The sequence below is a fragment of the Nonlabens sp. MB-3u-79 genome (genome assembly GCF_002831625.1).
In the GTDB taxonomy this organism is placed as follows: Bacteria; Bacteroidota; Bacteroidia; order Flavobacteriales; family Flavobacteriaceae; genus Nonlabens.
The window spans coordinates 22,619-36,237 of record NZ_CP025116.1 but is presented as its reverse complement, the minus strand read 5'-3'; the positions used below and the strand labels follow the sequence as shown (position 1 = coordinate 36,237).

Genomic DNA, 13,619 nt, shown 5'->3' with positions numbered 1-13,619 from the left:
ATCATATTTAATTCTATAAAAATACTTATTTAAGAAAGGTAATCTTCATTTTTGTAGAACAGTTTTAATTAACATCTTAACACACAACGATGAAATTTTTTATTGATACCGCAAACCTAGAACAAATCGCAGATGGCCAAGATATGGGTATTCTCGATGGAGTAACCACTAACCCTTCTCTTATGGCTAAAGAAGGAATAACGGGTGAAGAAAATATTATCAACCATTATAAAAAAATCTGTGAGCTGGTAGATGGAGATGTCAGTGCAGAAGTTATTTCTATAGATTTTGAAGGGATGGTAAAGGAAGGTGAAGCTCTTGCTGCCCTAAACGATCAGATAGTGGTAAAACTTCCTATGACCAAAGAAGGTGTGAAGGCTTGTAAGTATTTTACAGATAAAGGAATTAAAACAAATGTTACACTTGTTTTCAGTGCAGGGCAAGCATTACTTGCTGCAAAAGCAGGTGCTACTTATGTTTCACCGTTTATAGGCAGACTTGATGATATCAGTACCGATGGTTTAAACCTTATTGCCGAGATCAGAATGATTTATGACAACTACGGTTTTGAGACACAAATTCTTGCTGCATCAGTACGACACACCATGCATATCATTGATTGTGCAAAATTAGGGGCAGATGTCATGACTGGACCACTTTCTTCTATAGAAGGATTGTTAAAACACCCATTAACAGATATAGGTCTTGCAAAATTCCTTGCTGACTATAAAAAAGGGAATTCATAAACAATTGACTTTTTAAAATAAAAAAGCGGTCTAAATTACTATTTAGGCCGCTTTTATTTTTAAAAGGAGTGATTACCTGCTTAGGTGTCCCAATAAGGTGGTTTCTATCTGATAATGAAATAGGTTGATGTTAGGATCTAAAATAGTAAGCTCTGGACCACCAACTACCATACTTCGATTATCATTTCTAAGAGCAAGTTGCTTACTGATAGACTGATTATCTACTAGCTGGAATTCTGAGGATTCATTAAAACCAAATTTTTCACTTGCCTCATGCCATACATTGCTGGTAGGATTATCAAGATTGATACCTATAAAATTGATTTCAGGATACTTTTCTCTTAACTCGTTTACTTTTTTATGAATGCGTAGGGCGTAAGATTCGTTTTCATTAGACCAATAGAAAAGAACCCCTATACCTTTTACCTGTGAAGATAAATTAGTGATCTTATTGTTGTTGTATTGATACAATTCAAAATTAGGAAGTTTATTGCCAGGATCTAAATTCATATAGGTCGCAGCCATTTTAGTAATGTTGTCGTTAAGAACTTTATCTTGAGACATTTCTAGAAATTCAGAAACTAAATCGCTGATTTCGGCAGCATTTTTTCTGCTTCTTATAAAGTTTCTAGTTTCTATTCCTGCAAACAGTCCTTTTAGTTCCTGATCTGTAAATAGGCTATCGATGACATGAAGTTTTTCTTTGCGATAATCGTACCCCATTCTATCCACAGCTTTTCCAGAACCGTGTTTACGAGCGCAGTTGTATAGAGCAATATTAGAGACTAGAGAAATGACATAAGGTCGGTAGGCATAATTGTTAAGCAATTCTCTGTCACATATTTCTAGATGGTGTCGATAAGAATAAAAATTAGAGGGCAACACATCACTCTTTAGGATTTCGTTTTTACCATAATGGGTATAGGCATAACGCTCTAGTCTCGACCAGCCATTGAATTTTATAATTTTAATAGTGTTTTCAACAAAAGGATCTTGGAAGTTATTTTTTCTTGCGGCTTGTTTTAATTTTTTGATCCTTGCCTCTGTAAGGCCATCGATCATTTTTTTAAAGTTACTAGGCTCTCTTTGGTATTCACTTAATAAGCTTCTATTGTTTTTTTCGATTTCTAAAAACAAGTCAATGAGATAATTGTTTTCCTTTGCCGCTGCTCCAGTAAAAGCTAGTGATTCATCAAAAGCCTTTGTGTTCAATCGCCATCTCAAAGTATCTCCATAACCTAGATAGAAGGACTGGTATTCATTAGTATGCACAAACGTGAATAGTCCGGGCGTTATATTTTCATACTTTTTGCTAAATACACCTTTTGCATTTAACTTTAAAGTGTCTTGTATACCGGAATAATTTCTTAAGATTACATAATCTGTTCGTGGATTAATAATCTTTCCAGTAAGCACTATAGAAGTCGTGTCGCCTTGTTGCTCATTTTCACAGCTAGAAAGTAATAGCAGGCATGCCATTGTATAAATGGTAAAGGAAATGATACGGTTAGGCTTTCGCGAAAGCGATAGTTTTTTAAACATAAAGACACTAAATAGATGGAGGTTATTACAAAAAAAGACTTATTGATCCAAAAGATCAGTTAATGCCTTGTTAAAATGATAGCAAAGAGTTTTTTTTAAACTCCATAGAATGAGTATTTTTGCAAATTCAAAAATCAATCTATGTTAACGGTTTCTAATTTATCGGTACAATTCGGTAAGCGCGTATTATTTGACGAGGTAAATGCAAAATTCGGTGGTAGTAATTGCTACGGAATTATTGGTGCAAATGGGGCAGGTAAATCTACTTTCCTTAAAATTATTACTGGTAAAATGGATGCTACTAGTGGTCATGTAAATCTGCAGGCGGGCAAGAGAATGTCTGTTCTTGAGCAAGATCACAATGCCCATGATCAGGATACTGTTCTGGAAACAGTGCTTAAAGGGAACAAGCCTCTTTATGAATTAAAGGCACAGATTGACGCACTCTATGCAGACTATAACGACGAGAATGCAGATAAAATAGGAGAGCTTCAAGTCGCTTTTGAAGAAATGGACGGTTGGAATGCTGATAGCGCTGCGGCATCGCTTCTTTCTAACTTAGGAATAGGAGAGGGATATCATTCTACCTTGATGAGTGATATGGATAATAAATTAAAGGTGCGTGTATTGTTGACACAAGCACTTTTTGGCTCCCCAGACCTGCTGGTGATGGATGAGCCTACTAACGATTTAGATTATGAAACGATCGCATGGTTAGAGCACTTTCTAGCAAATTATGAAAACACGGTAATCGTAGTATCTCACGATAGACATTTCTTGGATGCCGTATGTACCAATATAGCCGATATTGATTTCGGTAAAATCAATCAATATAGTGGTAACTACGCCTTCTGGTACGAGTCCTCTCAACTAGCCGCAAGACAGCGCCAGCAAGCAAATAAAAAAGCCGAAGACAAGAAAAAAGAATTACAAGAGTTTATTGCTCGATTTAGTGCTAACATGGCAAAGTCTAAACAAGCTACTTCTCGTAAGAAGATGATAGATAAATTAGACATTTCTGAAATCAAACCTTCCTCTAGACGTTATCCTGCTATTATTTTTGACAGAGATCGCGAGGCTGGAGACCAAATTCTCAATATAGAGAAACTTACAGGTTCTGTAGATGGAGAAGTGCTTTTTAAAGATATAGACATCAACCTTGCTAAAGGTGATAAAGTCGTTGTTTTTTCTAGAGATAGCCGCGCGACTTCTTTATTTTACGATATTATAAACGATCGTGCAACTGCAGATTCTGGAGCTTTTAATTGGGGTGTGACTACAGTTCAAAGTTATTTACCTGTTGATAATTCAGCGTTTTTTGATGTAGACTTGGACTTAGTAGACTGGTTAAGACAGTACGCGCAAACAGAAGAGGAAAGAGAAGAAGTTCATATTAGAGGTTTCTTAGGTAAAATGATTTTCTCTGGAGAAGAAGCTTTAAAAAGTGCTCGTGTACTTTCTGGAGGAGAAAAGGTGCGTTGCATGCTATCCCGCATGATGATGAAAAGAGCAAACGTTCTTATTGTCGATGAACCTACCAACCACTTAGACCTGGAATCCATCCAAGCCTTAAACAACAGTCTTAAAAACTTTAAAGGAACCGTACTTTTAACTACTCATGATCATGAGTTTGCTCAAACAGTAGGTAATCGTGTCATCGAATTGACTCCTAATGGTGCGATAGATCGCTATACTACTTTTGAAGAATATATGGACGATAAGAAGATCAAGGAATTGAGAGATAAGATGTACACGGTATAGTTTACAGCTCCGGTAGGCAGTAGGTAGGTTGATTTGCTCGCTGCGCTCGCAAATTTGAGTAGGCAGTATTTTACAATGGTAACTTTGGAAATTATTTTTCGCACTTGATGCGGAATCCTTTGCAGTTCCCGATATTTTTTTGACGAGGTTTTTCCCCTTCCGGCATCCGACGAGTGCAACGAGAGGAATGCATCATGTCCGCAGGACAAAGGGGCCTGCTGGAATCAGTCTCTGTCTCAGTTTACAATTTACAGTCTCAGTTTTCAGTTTTCAGTAGGCAGGTTAATTTGCTCGCTGCGCTCGCAAATTTGAGTAGGCAGTATTTTATAATGGTAACTTTGGAAATTATTTTCCGCACTTAATATGGAATCCTTTACAGTTTCTGAGAGTTTTTTGACGAGTTTTTCCCCTTGGAGAAACGTCTGCTAGGTCAATGGGATCTGCTGGCATTTTCTCAGAGCGAGTTTTGATCTCTTTTTGATTTTACATTTCACTTTTTATTAGGAACAATCTTTGCACTAGTTCTAACGAGTATTCGTTAAATTTGTAAAACACCAGAGGTTATGGGATTTATAGGTCGCAGAAAGAATAAAAAATACGATTATGAGCCACGTTACTATAAAAGTAGTACTGGCGCAAAGCCTTTTGAAATCAAACATAAGTTTGATGATCAGCGCTATACGGTGGAAAGTGTAGGGTTAAAAGGTAAATTCGGCAATGCGATTCAAGATCTTAAACAAGGAGCAGATGTAGTGGTGAAAAGAAGACTTTTGATTATTATAACTATTCTAGTTCTCCTATTTCTCTGGATCATCGATTTTGATTTATCCATCTTTAGATTTTAATTGGCTTCATGTCAGACATTATAAAATTATTGCCAGATCATGTTGCTAATCAAATAGCGGCTGGAGAAGTGGTGCAACGACCAGCAAGTGTGGTTAAAGAATTGCTAGAAAACGCCATCGATGCTGGCGCTACTAATGTACAGCTCATTATCAAAGATGCTGGTAAAACCTTAATCCAGGTGATTGATAATGGAAACGGAATGAGCATGACAGATGCTCGTATGGCTTTTGAACGTCATGCTACCTCAAAAATATCCACTGCAGATGATCTTTTTAACCTGTACACCAAAGGGTTTAGGGGAGAAGCACTTGCTTCAGTGGCTGCCATTTCACAAGTTTCTGTAAAGTCCAAACGACAAGAAGACGATTTAGGCACCCTATTAGAAATAGAAGGAAGTAAAGTCACCCGACAAGAACCTGTAGTCACCTCTCAAGGTACTATGATCAGTGTGCGTAATTTATTTTATAATGTACCCGCCAGAAGAAAGTTTCTCAAATCAGACCAAGTAGAATTGCGCAATATTACTGATGAGTTTCACCGAGTAGCTATGGTACATCCAGAGGTAGCGATGAGTTTTTCTCACAACGACACTTCTTTGTTTAACTTGGTAAAAAGTACTTACAGACAACGTATTGTCGGGATTATGGGATCTAAGACTAATGAAAAACTAGTTCCTGTAGAAGAAGAAACTGAGTTGATGACGGTTAAAGGTTTTATAGGGAAGCCCGAATTTGCTAGAAAAACTCGCGGTCTTCAATACTTCTTTGTGAATAATAGATTTATAAAGCACAATTATTTGAATCACGCGGTTGCCAGTGCTTTTGAAGGTCTTTTAAAAGACAAATCAAATCCGTCGTATTTTCTATACCTCACGGTTCCTAGAGATAGCGTAGATATTAATATTCACCCAACAAAAACAGAGGTGAAGTTTGATGATGAGCACAGTTTATACGCCATTCTTAGAGCAAGTGTCAAGCATGCTCTAGGGCAGTTTTCTGTAAATGCTATTGATTTTCAGCAAGAAAAGCAATATGAAGTGCCTTATGATGTGGCAAAAAATGCACACTCGCAAGTTCCTAAGATAGAAGTAAATCATGATTTTAATCCCTTCCAACAAGAAAGCAATACCAATAAATCCTATCCAACACCTTCTTTTCAAAAACCATCAACGCAACCATGGGAAGCTTTGTATGCAGGAATAGAAGAAACCACACAGCTTACTGATGAGACGCATATGGAGGGTTCTACTTCTTCTATGTTTCAACAAGCAGAAGTAGAGCAGCGCAATATTTTTCAGTTACAGCGCAAGTTTGTAATCAGTACATTAAAAAGTGGGTTGCTGGTGGTGAATCAACAACGCGCACACGAGCGTATTCTGTATGAAAAGTTATTGAGACAGCTTACCGTTCAAAACGGAGTAAGCCAGCAATTGCTTTTTCCTATAAAGCTCAATTTACCGGTAGATGAAGTGGCTGTTCTTATCAATTTGCAAGAAGAACTGGAACATACAGGCTTTTTATTTAAAACATTAGAGCACAATGTGGTAGAGATCGAAGGGCTTCCATTAGAATTAAAAGAAAAGGATGTTCCTTTTGTTTTAGAGGCTGTTATTGCAAAAGAGCAACAGGACTTGCCAGAAAACACCTATTCCCCAGCAGACAGACTTGCCCAGACTATGGCTGTCACTATGTCTATTAAAACTGGTGAGGCGTTGAATAGTCAAGCGATGGAAAACTTAGTAGACGAATTGTTTGCCTGCAAAGAGCCAGAAGTCACCGCTTCAGGAAAAAAAATATTTATCAACCTATCGGGAGATAGTCTTCATTCAAAATTTAATTAGATGTTCAATATCAGCTTATCACCTATGGTTAAGAACCTTCTCATCATAAATGTGATGGTTTATCTAGGTATTACCTTTTTGGCACCAGAGTTATTTGAAACCTTTGCATTGTGGTTCTTTAAGAATCCTAATTTCAAAATCTGGCAACCTATTACGCATATGTTTGTGCATAGTTTTGATATTTCTCATTTGCTAGGTAATATGATTGCACTACTTTTTTTAGGGCCAGCAATAGAAAGATGGATGGGGTCTCAACGATTTTTGTTCTTCTACTTCATGTGTGGAATAGGTGCTTTTCTAACCGTTGCTGTGGTAGACTTTTATAGTTTCACCTTCAATAATGCTTATTTTATGGCTACCAGTTATAGAATTCCATCAGTAGGAGCAAGTGGTGCGGTATATGGAATCATGGCAGCTTTTTTATGGTTGTATCCCAACGAGAAGTTAGTTTTGTTCCCCATTCCGATTCCTATAAAAGTTAAATATTTGATAGGGTTCTATATGATCAAAGAATTACTGGCTACCTTTCACATCATAGGCAGTAATCCTTCTGTGGCACACCTGGCACATATAGGTGGAGCCATATTTGGTTTTATAATGGTGTGGTACTGGAAGAAAAATGATATGGACAAATACAGAATCAATTAAGTATGAATATTTGGGATAAATTCAAGGCAAAATACGCCACGTTTGACACGAGTGGTCAGCTCATTACGATTTTATTTTTCATCACGCTATTCGGTTGGATTTTAAGTAGTGTCTATGAGCCAGCCTATATGCAATTGGTATTACCCAATGGTTTTTTACCTGCCTTATTACAACCTTGGAGCTGGATTACTTACGGCTTTCTTCATGAAGATTTATGGCATTTTATAGGGAATGCGTTTGGGATTTACATTGCGGGAAGGTATGTCTTGAATATATTTAAAGGGAGGCAGTTGCTGTCCCTATTCTTTTTGGGAGTTTTAGCAGGATCCATCTCTTTTATATTGGCTACTGGTTTAATGCCTGGGTTCTTTAAAGGAGGCAGCATGATAGGTGCCAGTGCAGGAGTTTTTGCTTTAATATTTTTTGCTTGTTTTTACTTTCCAGAGTCCGAATACCGACTCATATTTGTGAATATCAAGTTGAAATATTTTGCTTATTTTTTCTTAGCGTCTAATTTAGCTATGGTAATCTTACAATTAAATACAGGCGGCAGTCTAGCACATCTTGCAGGAGCAGGAGTAGGTTATTATACCGCCTTACGTATGAAAGAGGGGATAGATATTCTAGAGGGTTTTGCAAAAATAGGAGACTATTTTACCAGCCTTTTTAAGTCTACGTCCAATTCCACAAAATCAGAGCGCAAAGCAAAGATGAAGACGGTTTATAAAGGGAATAACAAGGCTTCCAAGTCTGCTGCTGCTAAATCTACAGATCAAGTAAAAGTGGATTCCATTTTGGATAAAATTTCTTCTAGTGGTTATGAATCTCTCTCTAAAGCAGAAAAGGATTATCTATTCAAGGCGGGGAAAGATTAGGTATTTTAGTTGTTCCGCTTTCGCGAAAGCATAATTATCAAGTTACTCTTCGGGGGTTTCTTCTTTAGAGTAAGGTGATGGTAGGTTGATTTTAAAAACTACAGAGGCTATTCTTATAGCGATTACGGTAATTGCTGAGGCAGGGAAAACAATCTCTAGGGGTAATTTAAATTTTAGAAGTATAAAGTACACACCGCCGCCCAAAATACATGCGGTTGCATATATGTTTTTACGGAAAATCACCGGAATTTCATTTACTAAAATATCTCTTATCACACCACCAAAACAAGCTGTGGTACAACCTAGTACAATACAAATTAATGGGTGTAGTCCTGCTTTAAGTCCCATTTCTAAGCCTACAACGGTGTAAAGTCCTATTCCTATCGTATCAAATAAAAACAGCGTGGTACGCAGCTTTAATAAGTATTTTCTAAAAAAGAAAGAGATGACAACACAGGCTAAAATAGTGTAAATAAAAGTCATATTGCGCATCCATGAAATAGGCTGAATACCTATAAGGATATCTCTTAAGGTACCACCGCCAGCAGCAGTTACAAAGGCAATAATCACAATACCAAAAGGGTCTAATTTTTTTGAAAAAGCTGCTAAAGCACCAGAAATAGCAAAAGCTATCGTTCCTATAAGGTCAATAACTTCTATAAAATTCATCGTCCTTGAGTTAAGTAAGTGTAGTCCTTAAGAATCGTGCGTATAAATATACCGTCTCTTAAATCTGATTGTGTGTTTAGAAGTGATTCTACCTTCACGCGAAGTTCTTTTAAAGTCATATAATCACGACTTTCTTCAGCGAGACGGTAGATGTCTTTGATCTCATTTACGTCAGCATCAGTAAGAATATAAGCATTTTGAAATTGTGGCTGGTAATCATGACCTAGGTCTTCTAGAATAGTATGAGAAATTTTAGTGCTTTTTCTAGTATTGATAACAATTGTTTTTGCTGCTATATCTCCCAATCGTTGTTTTCTTTCTGAAAACAAAATGGCTACCACTCCTACGGTTCCAAAGAATAAAACAATATCTATAAGTCTTAAGATCCATCTTATAAGAAAATCAGACAGTCTAGCAGGAGATCCATCTTCTTTAACTACTTTAATTCCCATGATAAATTTCCCGACCGTGCGACCATTAAATACAAGATGCATGAATAACGAATAACAAAAAATAGGAAGAAGGGATAACTCGCGTATTCCTAATACGTTATTTTCATCAAACAAGCCCACTGCTTTGTAAACCGTTAGTGACACAGTGATGATGTAAATAATGAGCACGACAGCATCGAGTAAAAAAGCTAAAATGCGTTTTCCTATACCAGCAAATTCATACTCAATAGTTACATTTTGTGCCGTGTTAATTGCAGTATTTGACATACGGTTGTAAGTTTATATCTTTATTCAAAAAATTAGCACATGCGCGAAGCTGCTTTCGTCAAGCAAAATAAAGAAAAATGGATTGCTTTTGAAAGAGCATTAGATGCTAATATAAAGATCAATCCAGATCATTTATCTGACTTGTATATACATCTTACTAATGATCTGGCGTATGCACAGACTTATTATGAAAATTCAAATACCTTAAAGTATTTAAATTCGCTAGCGAGTCAGGCGCATCAAAAGATCTATATCAATAAGAAGGAGAGCAAAAATAGCATTGTAAAGTTCTTTAAGACAGATTTTCCATTGTTTTTTTCTAGTTATCAAAAAGAATTTCTTTTAGCTATTCTAGCTTTTACTGTCGCAGTAGGCATAGGGACAATAAGTACGCTCTTTGATGATAGTTTTGTAAGGTTAATCCTAGGAGACGGCTACGTAAACATGACCTTAGAAAATATAGAAGCAGGGAACCCGACAGCTGTTTATCAGGACAGTGGTCAAGGGGGTATGTTTTTAGGAATTACGATCAATAACATAAGAGTAGGAATGATGTGCTTTGCGCTAGGCTTCCTTACTTCGATAGGGTCTTTATATGTGATTTTCAGTAATGGTATTATGGTAGGTGCATTTTTCACCATGTTTTATAAAGAAGGAGTAAGTTTAGAGGCCTGGCGCGTTATTATGTTGCATGGTACTATAGAACTTTCTATCATAGTTGTTTGTGGAGCTGCGGGCATTATCTTAGGAAATGGAATACTGTTTCCGGGGACTTATGAACGTAAATATTCATTAATAAAAAGTGCAAAAGCTGGTTTAAAAGTGATGGTGAGCACTATTCCTTTATTTATCCTAGCAGGCTTGATAGAAGGATTTATTACTAGATATGCTTTTATGCCTGCTATCATCAACTGGGTTATTGTAATAGGAAGTGCAGCGTTAATTATATGGTATTATGGGGTTTATCCTAGAATAGTTAAAAACAAATATGAACAAATACATAGAGCCGAGGCTGCGTAGGGATTTTGGTGGAGTAATAACCGCCTATTTTGATTTTTTAAAAGGCGACCATAAAAATATTTTTAAGGTATTCATTACTTATAATTTTATTTTTATCATCATTCTTTTTTTGACTAATTATCTTGCAGATACAGGTTTGGATGCTTTAATAGCATTATCAAATGGTTCTTACCTTGATCAGGCGATGTCTGGATCACTAGAAACTAGTATTGCGGCTAGTGCTATAGGTTTTGTTATTAATGTGATTGTGATCCTCTTAAACGCAAGTTTAGCAGGTGTTTATTTGCGATTGTATGAAAGAGATGGCAGGAGTAACCCCAACTATAAAGAAGTGTTTCATTTTGCTAAAAGGAAATTTGGGGGTATGTTTCTCATCTTATTGATAGGTGGAATTGCGATTATACCAGTTTCTATAGTTTCTGTTATCGCTATTATCATACCTATAGTAGGGGTGTTGATCATATTTCCCATAATTATGATTTCCTATTTTACTTGGATAGGTATGAGCATGTTTTCTTATGCTTATGATGAGCATATAGATGCTGTTGCGGCCATAGGAAAAGGATGGGAAATGCTGTTTTCTAAATACTGGAAAGCTTTAGGAGTTTCCTTTATCAGCACAGTGCTTATTTATCTTACTTCTACTTTATTTCAATTATTACCAGCACTCATTATAGGTTTTTACAGTTATAATACTGCAGAAGATAATCTAGAATTAGAAGACAATATCTTTATTAAAGCGATAGAATTTTTCTTTTATGCCATCAATAGCATTACAGGAATACTGACTTTCTTTTTAATGATGTTTGTCATGGGCTACCTTTATTTTAATCTGCACGAGACTAAATACAACGTGTTTTTAAAAAGTCGTATTTCTAAATTAGGAATTGAGAATGAGGAATAGAGCTTACTTATTCATCCTGTTTAGTGCACTCGCTTTTTCAAATATAGGAAAGGCTCAAGTGGTTGAGGATTTAATTAAAAAAATAGAGCAGCAGCCTGTTCAAATAGTTGATACCCTAGGAAGAAACTACGATACTAGAGACCTTAGCGTACGTAAAATAGATGAGGACTTAAAAGGAGCATACTCAGGAGAAGCGTTCAATTATGAACGTACCCAAACCAGCAGCCAGAACCTCTTCAGTAGGTTTATAAGTTGGATAATCGAGGGAATTCAAAATATATTTGGCTTTACCCTATCGCCATTCACCATTAAAATACTCACTTATGTCTTCTATTTTCTTATCGGTGCAGTTGTTGTTTTTATGATAGTGAAGCTGCTAGGTAACGAAAACGCTTCTAAGCTTTTTGGGAGAACAACTACCAATACCAGTAGTGTAGTGATGGAAGAAATTCATATAGAAGAAATAGACTTTACGGATCTTATTCAAAGCAACGAGCGAGAAGGTAATTTTAGAAATGCGGTACGCTATCAATATTTAGCGATGTTAAAAAGCTTGAGTGCTCAAAATTTAATTGAATGGGACTTTCAAAAAACCAATACCGATTATTACAGAGAATTGAAAAACTTGGACACTAAAGAGCACTTTAAAAAAGTATCCTATTTATACGATCACGTCTGGTATGGAGAGTTTCCTATAGGGGAAGAAACTTATCGAGAGGCAGTAGCAGAATTTCAAACACTTAAAAATAGAGCTGCCTGATGGATAGGAAATCTAAATTATACCTCTATATCATATTTGGAGTGGTAGGCGTATTACTCCTTCTAGAAACCCTTGCCCCACAACCATTGAGCTGGGAAGAAAGTTATACCAGCGTAGATAAGATTCCTTATGGTGCCTACGTGCTGTATGATCAACTGGATGAGCTCTTTAATGAAGAAGTGGAAAGTGTAAAAGTTGATCCGGTTAGTTTCCTAAAAAATCATAAAGAAGATACAAATGCTAATTATATCTTTATTAATAATTACCTAATATTTGATAGAACAGAGATGGATGATCTCTTAGAATTTGCTGAACGGGGTAACAAAGTTTTTATTTCCACTCAAAGTGTTACAGGGGCTTTTGGAGATTCTTTAAAATTAGAATCCAACCCATATTATAGCTACTACGAGGAAGATACAGTTCGAGTACGTTTAAATAATCCGTTGTTTGAAAACCGAAGTTATATTTATCAAAAAGGAAGTAGCTACCGTCACTTTGTGAGTTACGACACTACTATAACCACTGTGCTCGGGGAGGTTTTGCCATTTGAGCCTGTAAAAGGATATCTAAAAAATATATTTGGAGAAGAATTTGGTTCTGAACAGGAATCTAATCAAACGATTATAGAAAATGCGATTGAAAAGTCGAAGTCTAGGCAAGTTCCTCAAGCTAATTTTATAGAATTAAAAGTAGGAGATGGAGCTATTTATTACCACCTCAATCCTATTGCTTTTACTAATTATTATATGCTTCAGCAAGGTAAAGAACAATACGTAAGTGAGGTCTTTTCTTATCTCAATGATGGTCCTGTTTACTTTGATGATTATGGAAAATCAGGTAGGCGAGTCGTATCTTCTCCAATGAGGTTTATTCTTACTAACGCTGCTTTGAAATGGTCTTGGTACATCAGTTTGGGTGCGGTATTGTTGTACTTTATATTTAAGGCAAAACGAGAGCAGCGCGCTATTCCAGTGGTGAAACCGTTGGTGAACAGTACGGTAGAGTTTACAAAGACTATAGGGAATTTGTATTTTCAAAGTGGTGATGTGTCCGGAATCATTCATAAGAAAATCAACTTTTTTCTACAAAAATTAAGATCAAAATACTTTGTGAATACGGAGAAGATGAATGCTATTTTTATCCAGCGTTTATCCGTTAAAACCGGTGTTTCACAAGAGCAAACTAAAGATGTTATAGAATACATCAATCACTTACGCAGCAAGCCAGTACACAGTGATTACGAATTAAAACAACTCAATAAAAAGATAGACTCTTTTTTTAAAGATTAA

At 36.3% G+C, this 13,619-nt stretch carries 13 protein-coding genes; 10 read left to right on the top strand and 3 right to left on the bottom strand.

Translation table 11 applies throughout. The features are described 5' to 3' along the window. The first annotated feature begins 89 nt into the window (after nucleotides 1-89). Nucleotides 90-746, top strand: coding sequence for a fructose-6-phosphate aldolase (gene fsa / locus CW736_RS00190; RefSeq protein ID WP_101011992.1), 657 nt, complete (start codon nucleotides 90-92; stop codon nucleotides 744-746). Between the two features lie 72 nt (nucleotides 747-818). On the opposite strand, the gene CW736_RS00185 is transcribed toward fsa, so the two are convergent. Next, a complete protein-coding gene (locus tag CW736_RS00185) occupies nucleotides 819-2,288 on the bottom strand; it encodes a redoxin domain-containing protein (protein ID WP_101011991.1) in 1,470 nt (489 codons plus the stop codon). A gap of 141 nt (nucleotides 2,289-2,429) precedes the next feature. Here CW736_RS00185 and CW736_RS00180 point away from each other — a divergent pair, with 141 nt between their 5' ends. From CW736_RS00180 to CW736_RS00160, 5 genes are all read left to right on the top strand, one after another. Further along, nucleotides 2,430-4,049 (top strand): ABC-F family ATP-binding cassette domain-containing protein, encoded by a 1,620-nt coding sequence (locus tag CW736_RS00180; protein ID WP_101011990.1) that lies wholly within the window; start codon nucleotides 2,430-2,432, stop codon nucleotides 4,047-4,049. 563 nt (nucleotides 4,050-4,612) lie between these two features. Next, a complete protein-coding gene (locus CW736_RS00175) occupies nucleotides 4,613-4,894 on the top strand; it encodes a riboflavin synthase subunit beta (protein ID WP_101011989.1) in 282 nt (93 codons plus the stop codon). An 8-nt stretch (nucleotides 4,895-4,902) separates the two neighbouring features. Beyond that, nucleotides 4,903-6,735 carry a DNA mismatch repair endonuclease MutL gene (gene mutL / locus CW736_RS00170; protein WP_101011988.1) on the top strand — a complete coding sequence of 611 codons (1,833 nt, stop codon included), beginning with the start codon at nucleotides 4,903-4,905 and terminating at the stop codon, nucleotides 6,733-6,735. After that, nucleotides 6,736-7,383: a rhomboid family intramembrane serine protease gene (locus CW736_RS00165; protein ID WP_101011987.1), complete on the top strand. Its 648-nt coding sequence runs from the start codon at nucleotides 6,736-6,738 to the stop codon at nucleotides 7,381-7,383. 2 nt (nucleotides 7,384-7,385) lie between these two features. Next, the gene (locus CW736_RS00160; protein ID WP_101011986.1) at nucleotides 7,386-8,258 is read left to right on the top strand and encodes a rhomboid family intramembrane serine protease; all 873 of its coding nucleotides are present in this window, start codon (nucleotides 7,386-7,388) and stop codon (nucleotides 8,256-8,258) included. Nucleotides 8,259-8,300: 42 nt separating this feature from the next. Here CW736_RS00160 and CW736_RS00155 read toward each other — a convergent pair whose 3' ends face one another. Beyond that, the gene (locus tag CW736_RS00155) at nucleotides 8,301-8,927 is read right to left on the bottom strand and encodes a trimeric intracellular cation channel family protein (RefSeq protein ID WP_101011985.1); all 627 of its coding nucleotides are present in this window, start codon (nucleotides 8,925-8,927) and stop codon (nucleotides 8,301-8,303) included. Then, the gene (locus tag CW736_RS00150; RefSeq protein WP_101011984.1) at nucleotides 8,924-9,646 is read right to left on the bottom strand and encodes an RDD family protein; all 723 of its coding nucleotides are present in this window, start codon (nucleotides 9,644-9,646) and stop codon (nucleotides 8,924-8,926) included. The genes CW736_RS00155 and CW736_RS00150 overlap by 4 nt, the downstream gene beginning before the upstream one ends. A gap of 39 nt (nucleotides 9,647-9,685) precedes the next feature. On the opposite strand from CW736_RS00150, the gene CW736_RS00145 reads away from it, so the two are divergent. The 4 genes from CW736_RS00145 to CW736_RS00130 are packed head-to-tail and all read left to right on the top strand — an operon-like array spanning nucleotide 9,686 to nucleotide 13,619. Continuing rightward, nucleotides 9,686-10,666, top strand: coding sequence for a stage II sporulation protein M (locus CW736_RS00145; protein ID WP_101011983.1), 981 nt, complete (start codon nucleotides 9,686-9,688; stop codon nucleotides 10,664-10,666). Next, on the top strand, nucleotides 10,635-11,570 hold the full coding sequence (locus CW736_RS00140; protein WP_101011982.1) for a hypothetical protein: 936 nt from the start codon (nucleotides 10,635-10,637) through the stop codon (nucleotides 11,568-11,570). Before CW736_RS00145 ends, CW736_RS00140 begins: the two co-directional genes overlap by 32 nt. Further along, nucleotides 11,560-12,330, top strand: coding sequence for a DUF4129 domain-containing protein (locus CW736_RS00135; protein ID WP_101011981.1), 771 nt, complete (start codon nucleotides 11,560-11,562; stop codon nucleotides 12,328-12,330). Before CW736_RS00140 ends, CW736_RS00135 begins: the two co-directional genes overlap by 11 nt. Further along, nucleotides 12,330-13,619, top strand: coding sequence for a DUF4350 domain-containing protein (locus CW736_RS00130; protein ID WP_101011980.1), 1,290 nt, complete (start codon nucleotides 12,330-12,332; stop codon nucleotides 13,617-13,619). The genes CW736_RS00135 and CW736_RS00130 overlap by 1 nt, the downstream gene beginning before the upstream one ends.

Coding starts and splice junctions, on each gene's coding strand:
- CW736_RS00180 (WP_101011990.1), top strand. CDS start 2,430: ATGTTAACGGTTTCTAATTTATCGGTACAATTCGGTAAGCGCGTATTA.
- CW736_RS00160 (WP_101011986.1), top strand. CDS start 7,386: ATGAATATTTGGGATAAATTCAAGGCAAAATACGCCACGTTTGACACG.
- CW736_RS00145 (WP_101011983.1), top strand. CDS start 9,686: ATGCGCGAAGCTGCTTTCGTCAAGCAAAATAAAGAAAAATGGATTGCT.
- CW736_RS00150 (WP_101011984.1), bottom strand. CDS start 9,646: ATGTCAAATACTGCAATTAACACGGCACAAAATGTAACTATTGAGTAT.
- CW736_RS00135 (WP_101011981.1), top strand. CDS start 11,560: ATGAGGAATAGAGCTTACTTATTCATCCTGTTTAGTGCACTCGCTTTT.
- CW736_RS00185 (WP_101011991.1), bottom strand. CDS start 2,288: ATGTTTAAAAAACTATCGCTTTCGCGAAAGCCTAACCGTATCATTTCC.
- CW736_RS00155 (WP_101011985.1), bottom strand. CDS start 8,927: ATGAATTTTATAGAAGTTATTGACCTTATAGGAACGATAGCTTTTGCT.
- mutL (WP_101011988.1), top strand. CDS start 4,903: ATGTCAGACATTATAAAATTATTGCCAGATCATGTTGCTAATCAAATA.
- CW736_RS00140 (WP_101011982.1), top strand. CDS start 10,635: ATGAACAAATACATAGAGCCGAGGCTGCGTAGGGATTTTGGTGGAGTA.
- CW736_RS00175 (WP_101011989.1), top strand. CDS start 4,613: ATGGGATTTATAGGTCGCAGAAAGAATAAAAAATACGATTATGAGCCA.
- fsa (WP_101011992.1), top strand. CDS start 90: ATGAAATTTTTTATTGATACCGCAAACCTAGAACAAATCGCAGATGGC.
- CW736_RS00130 (WP_101011980.1), top strand. CDS start 12,330: ATGGATAGGAAATCTAAATTATACCTCTATATCATATTTGGAGTGGTA.
- CW736_RS00165 (WP_101011987.1), top strand. CDS start 6,736: ATGTTCAATATCAGCTTATCACCTATGGTTAAGAACCTTCTCATCATA.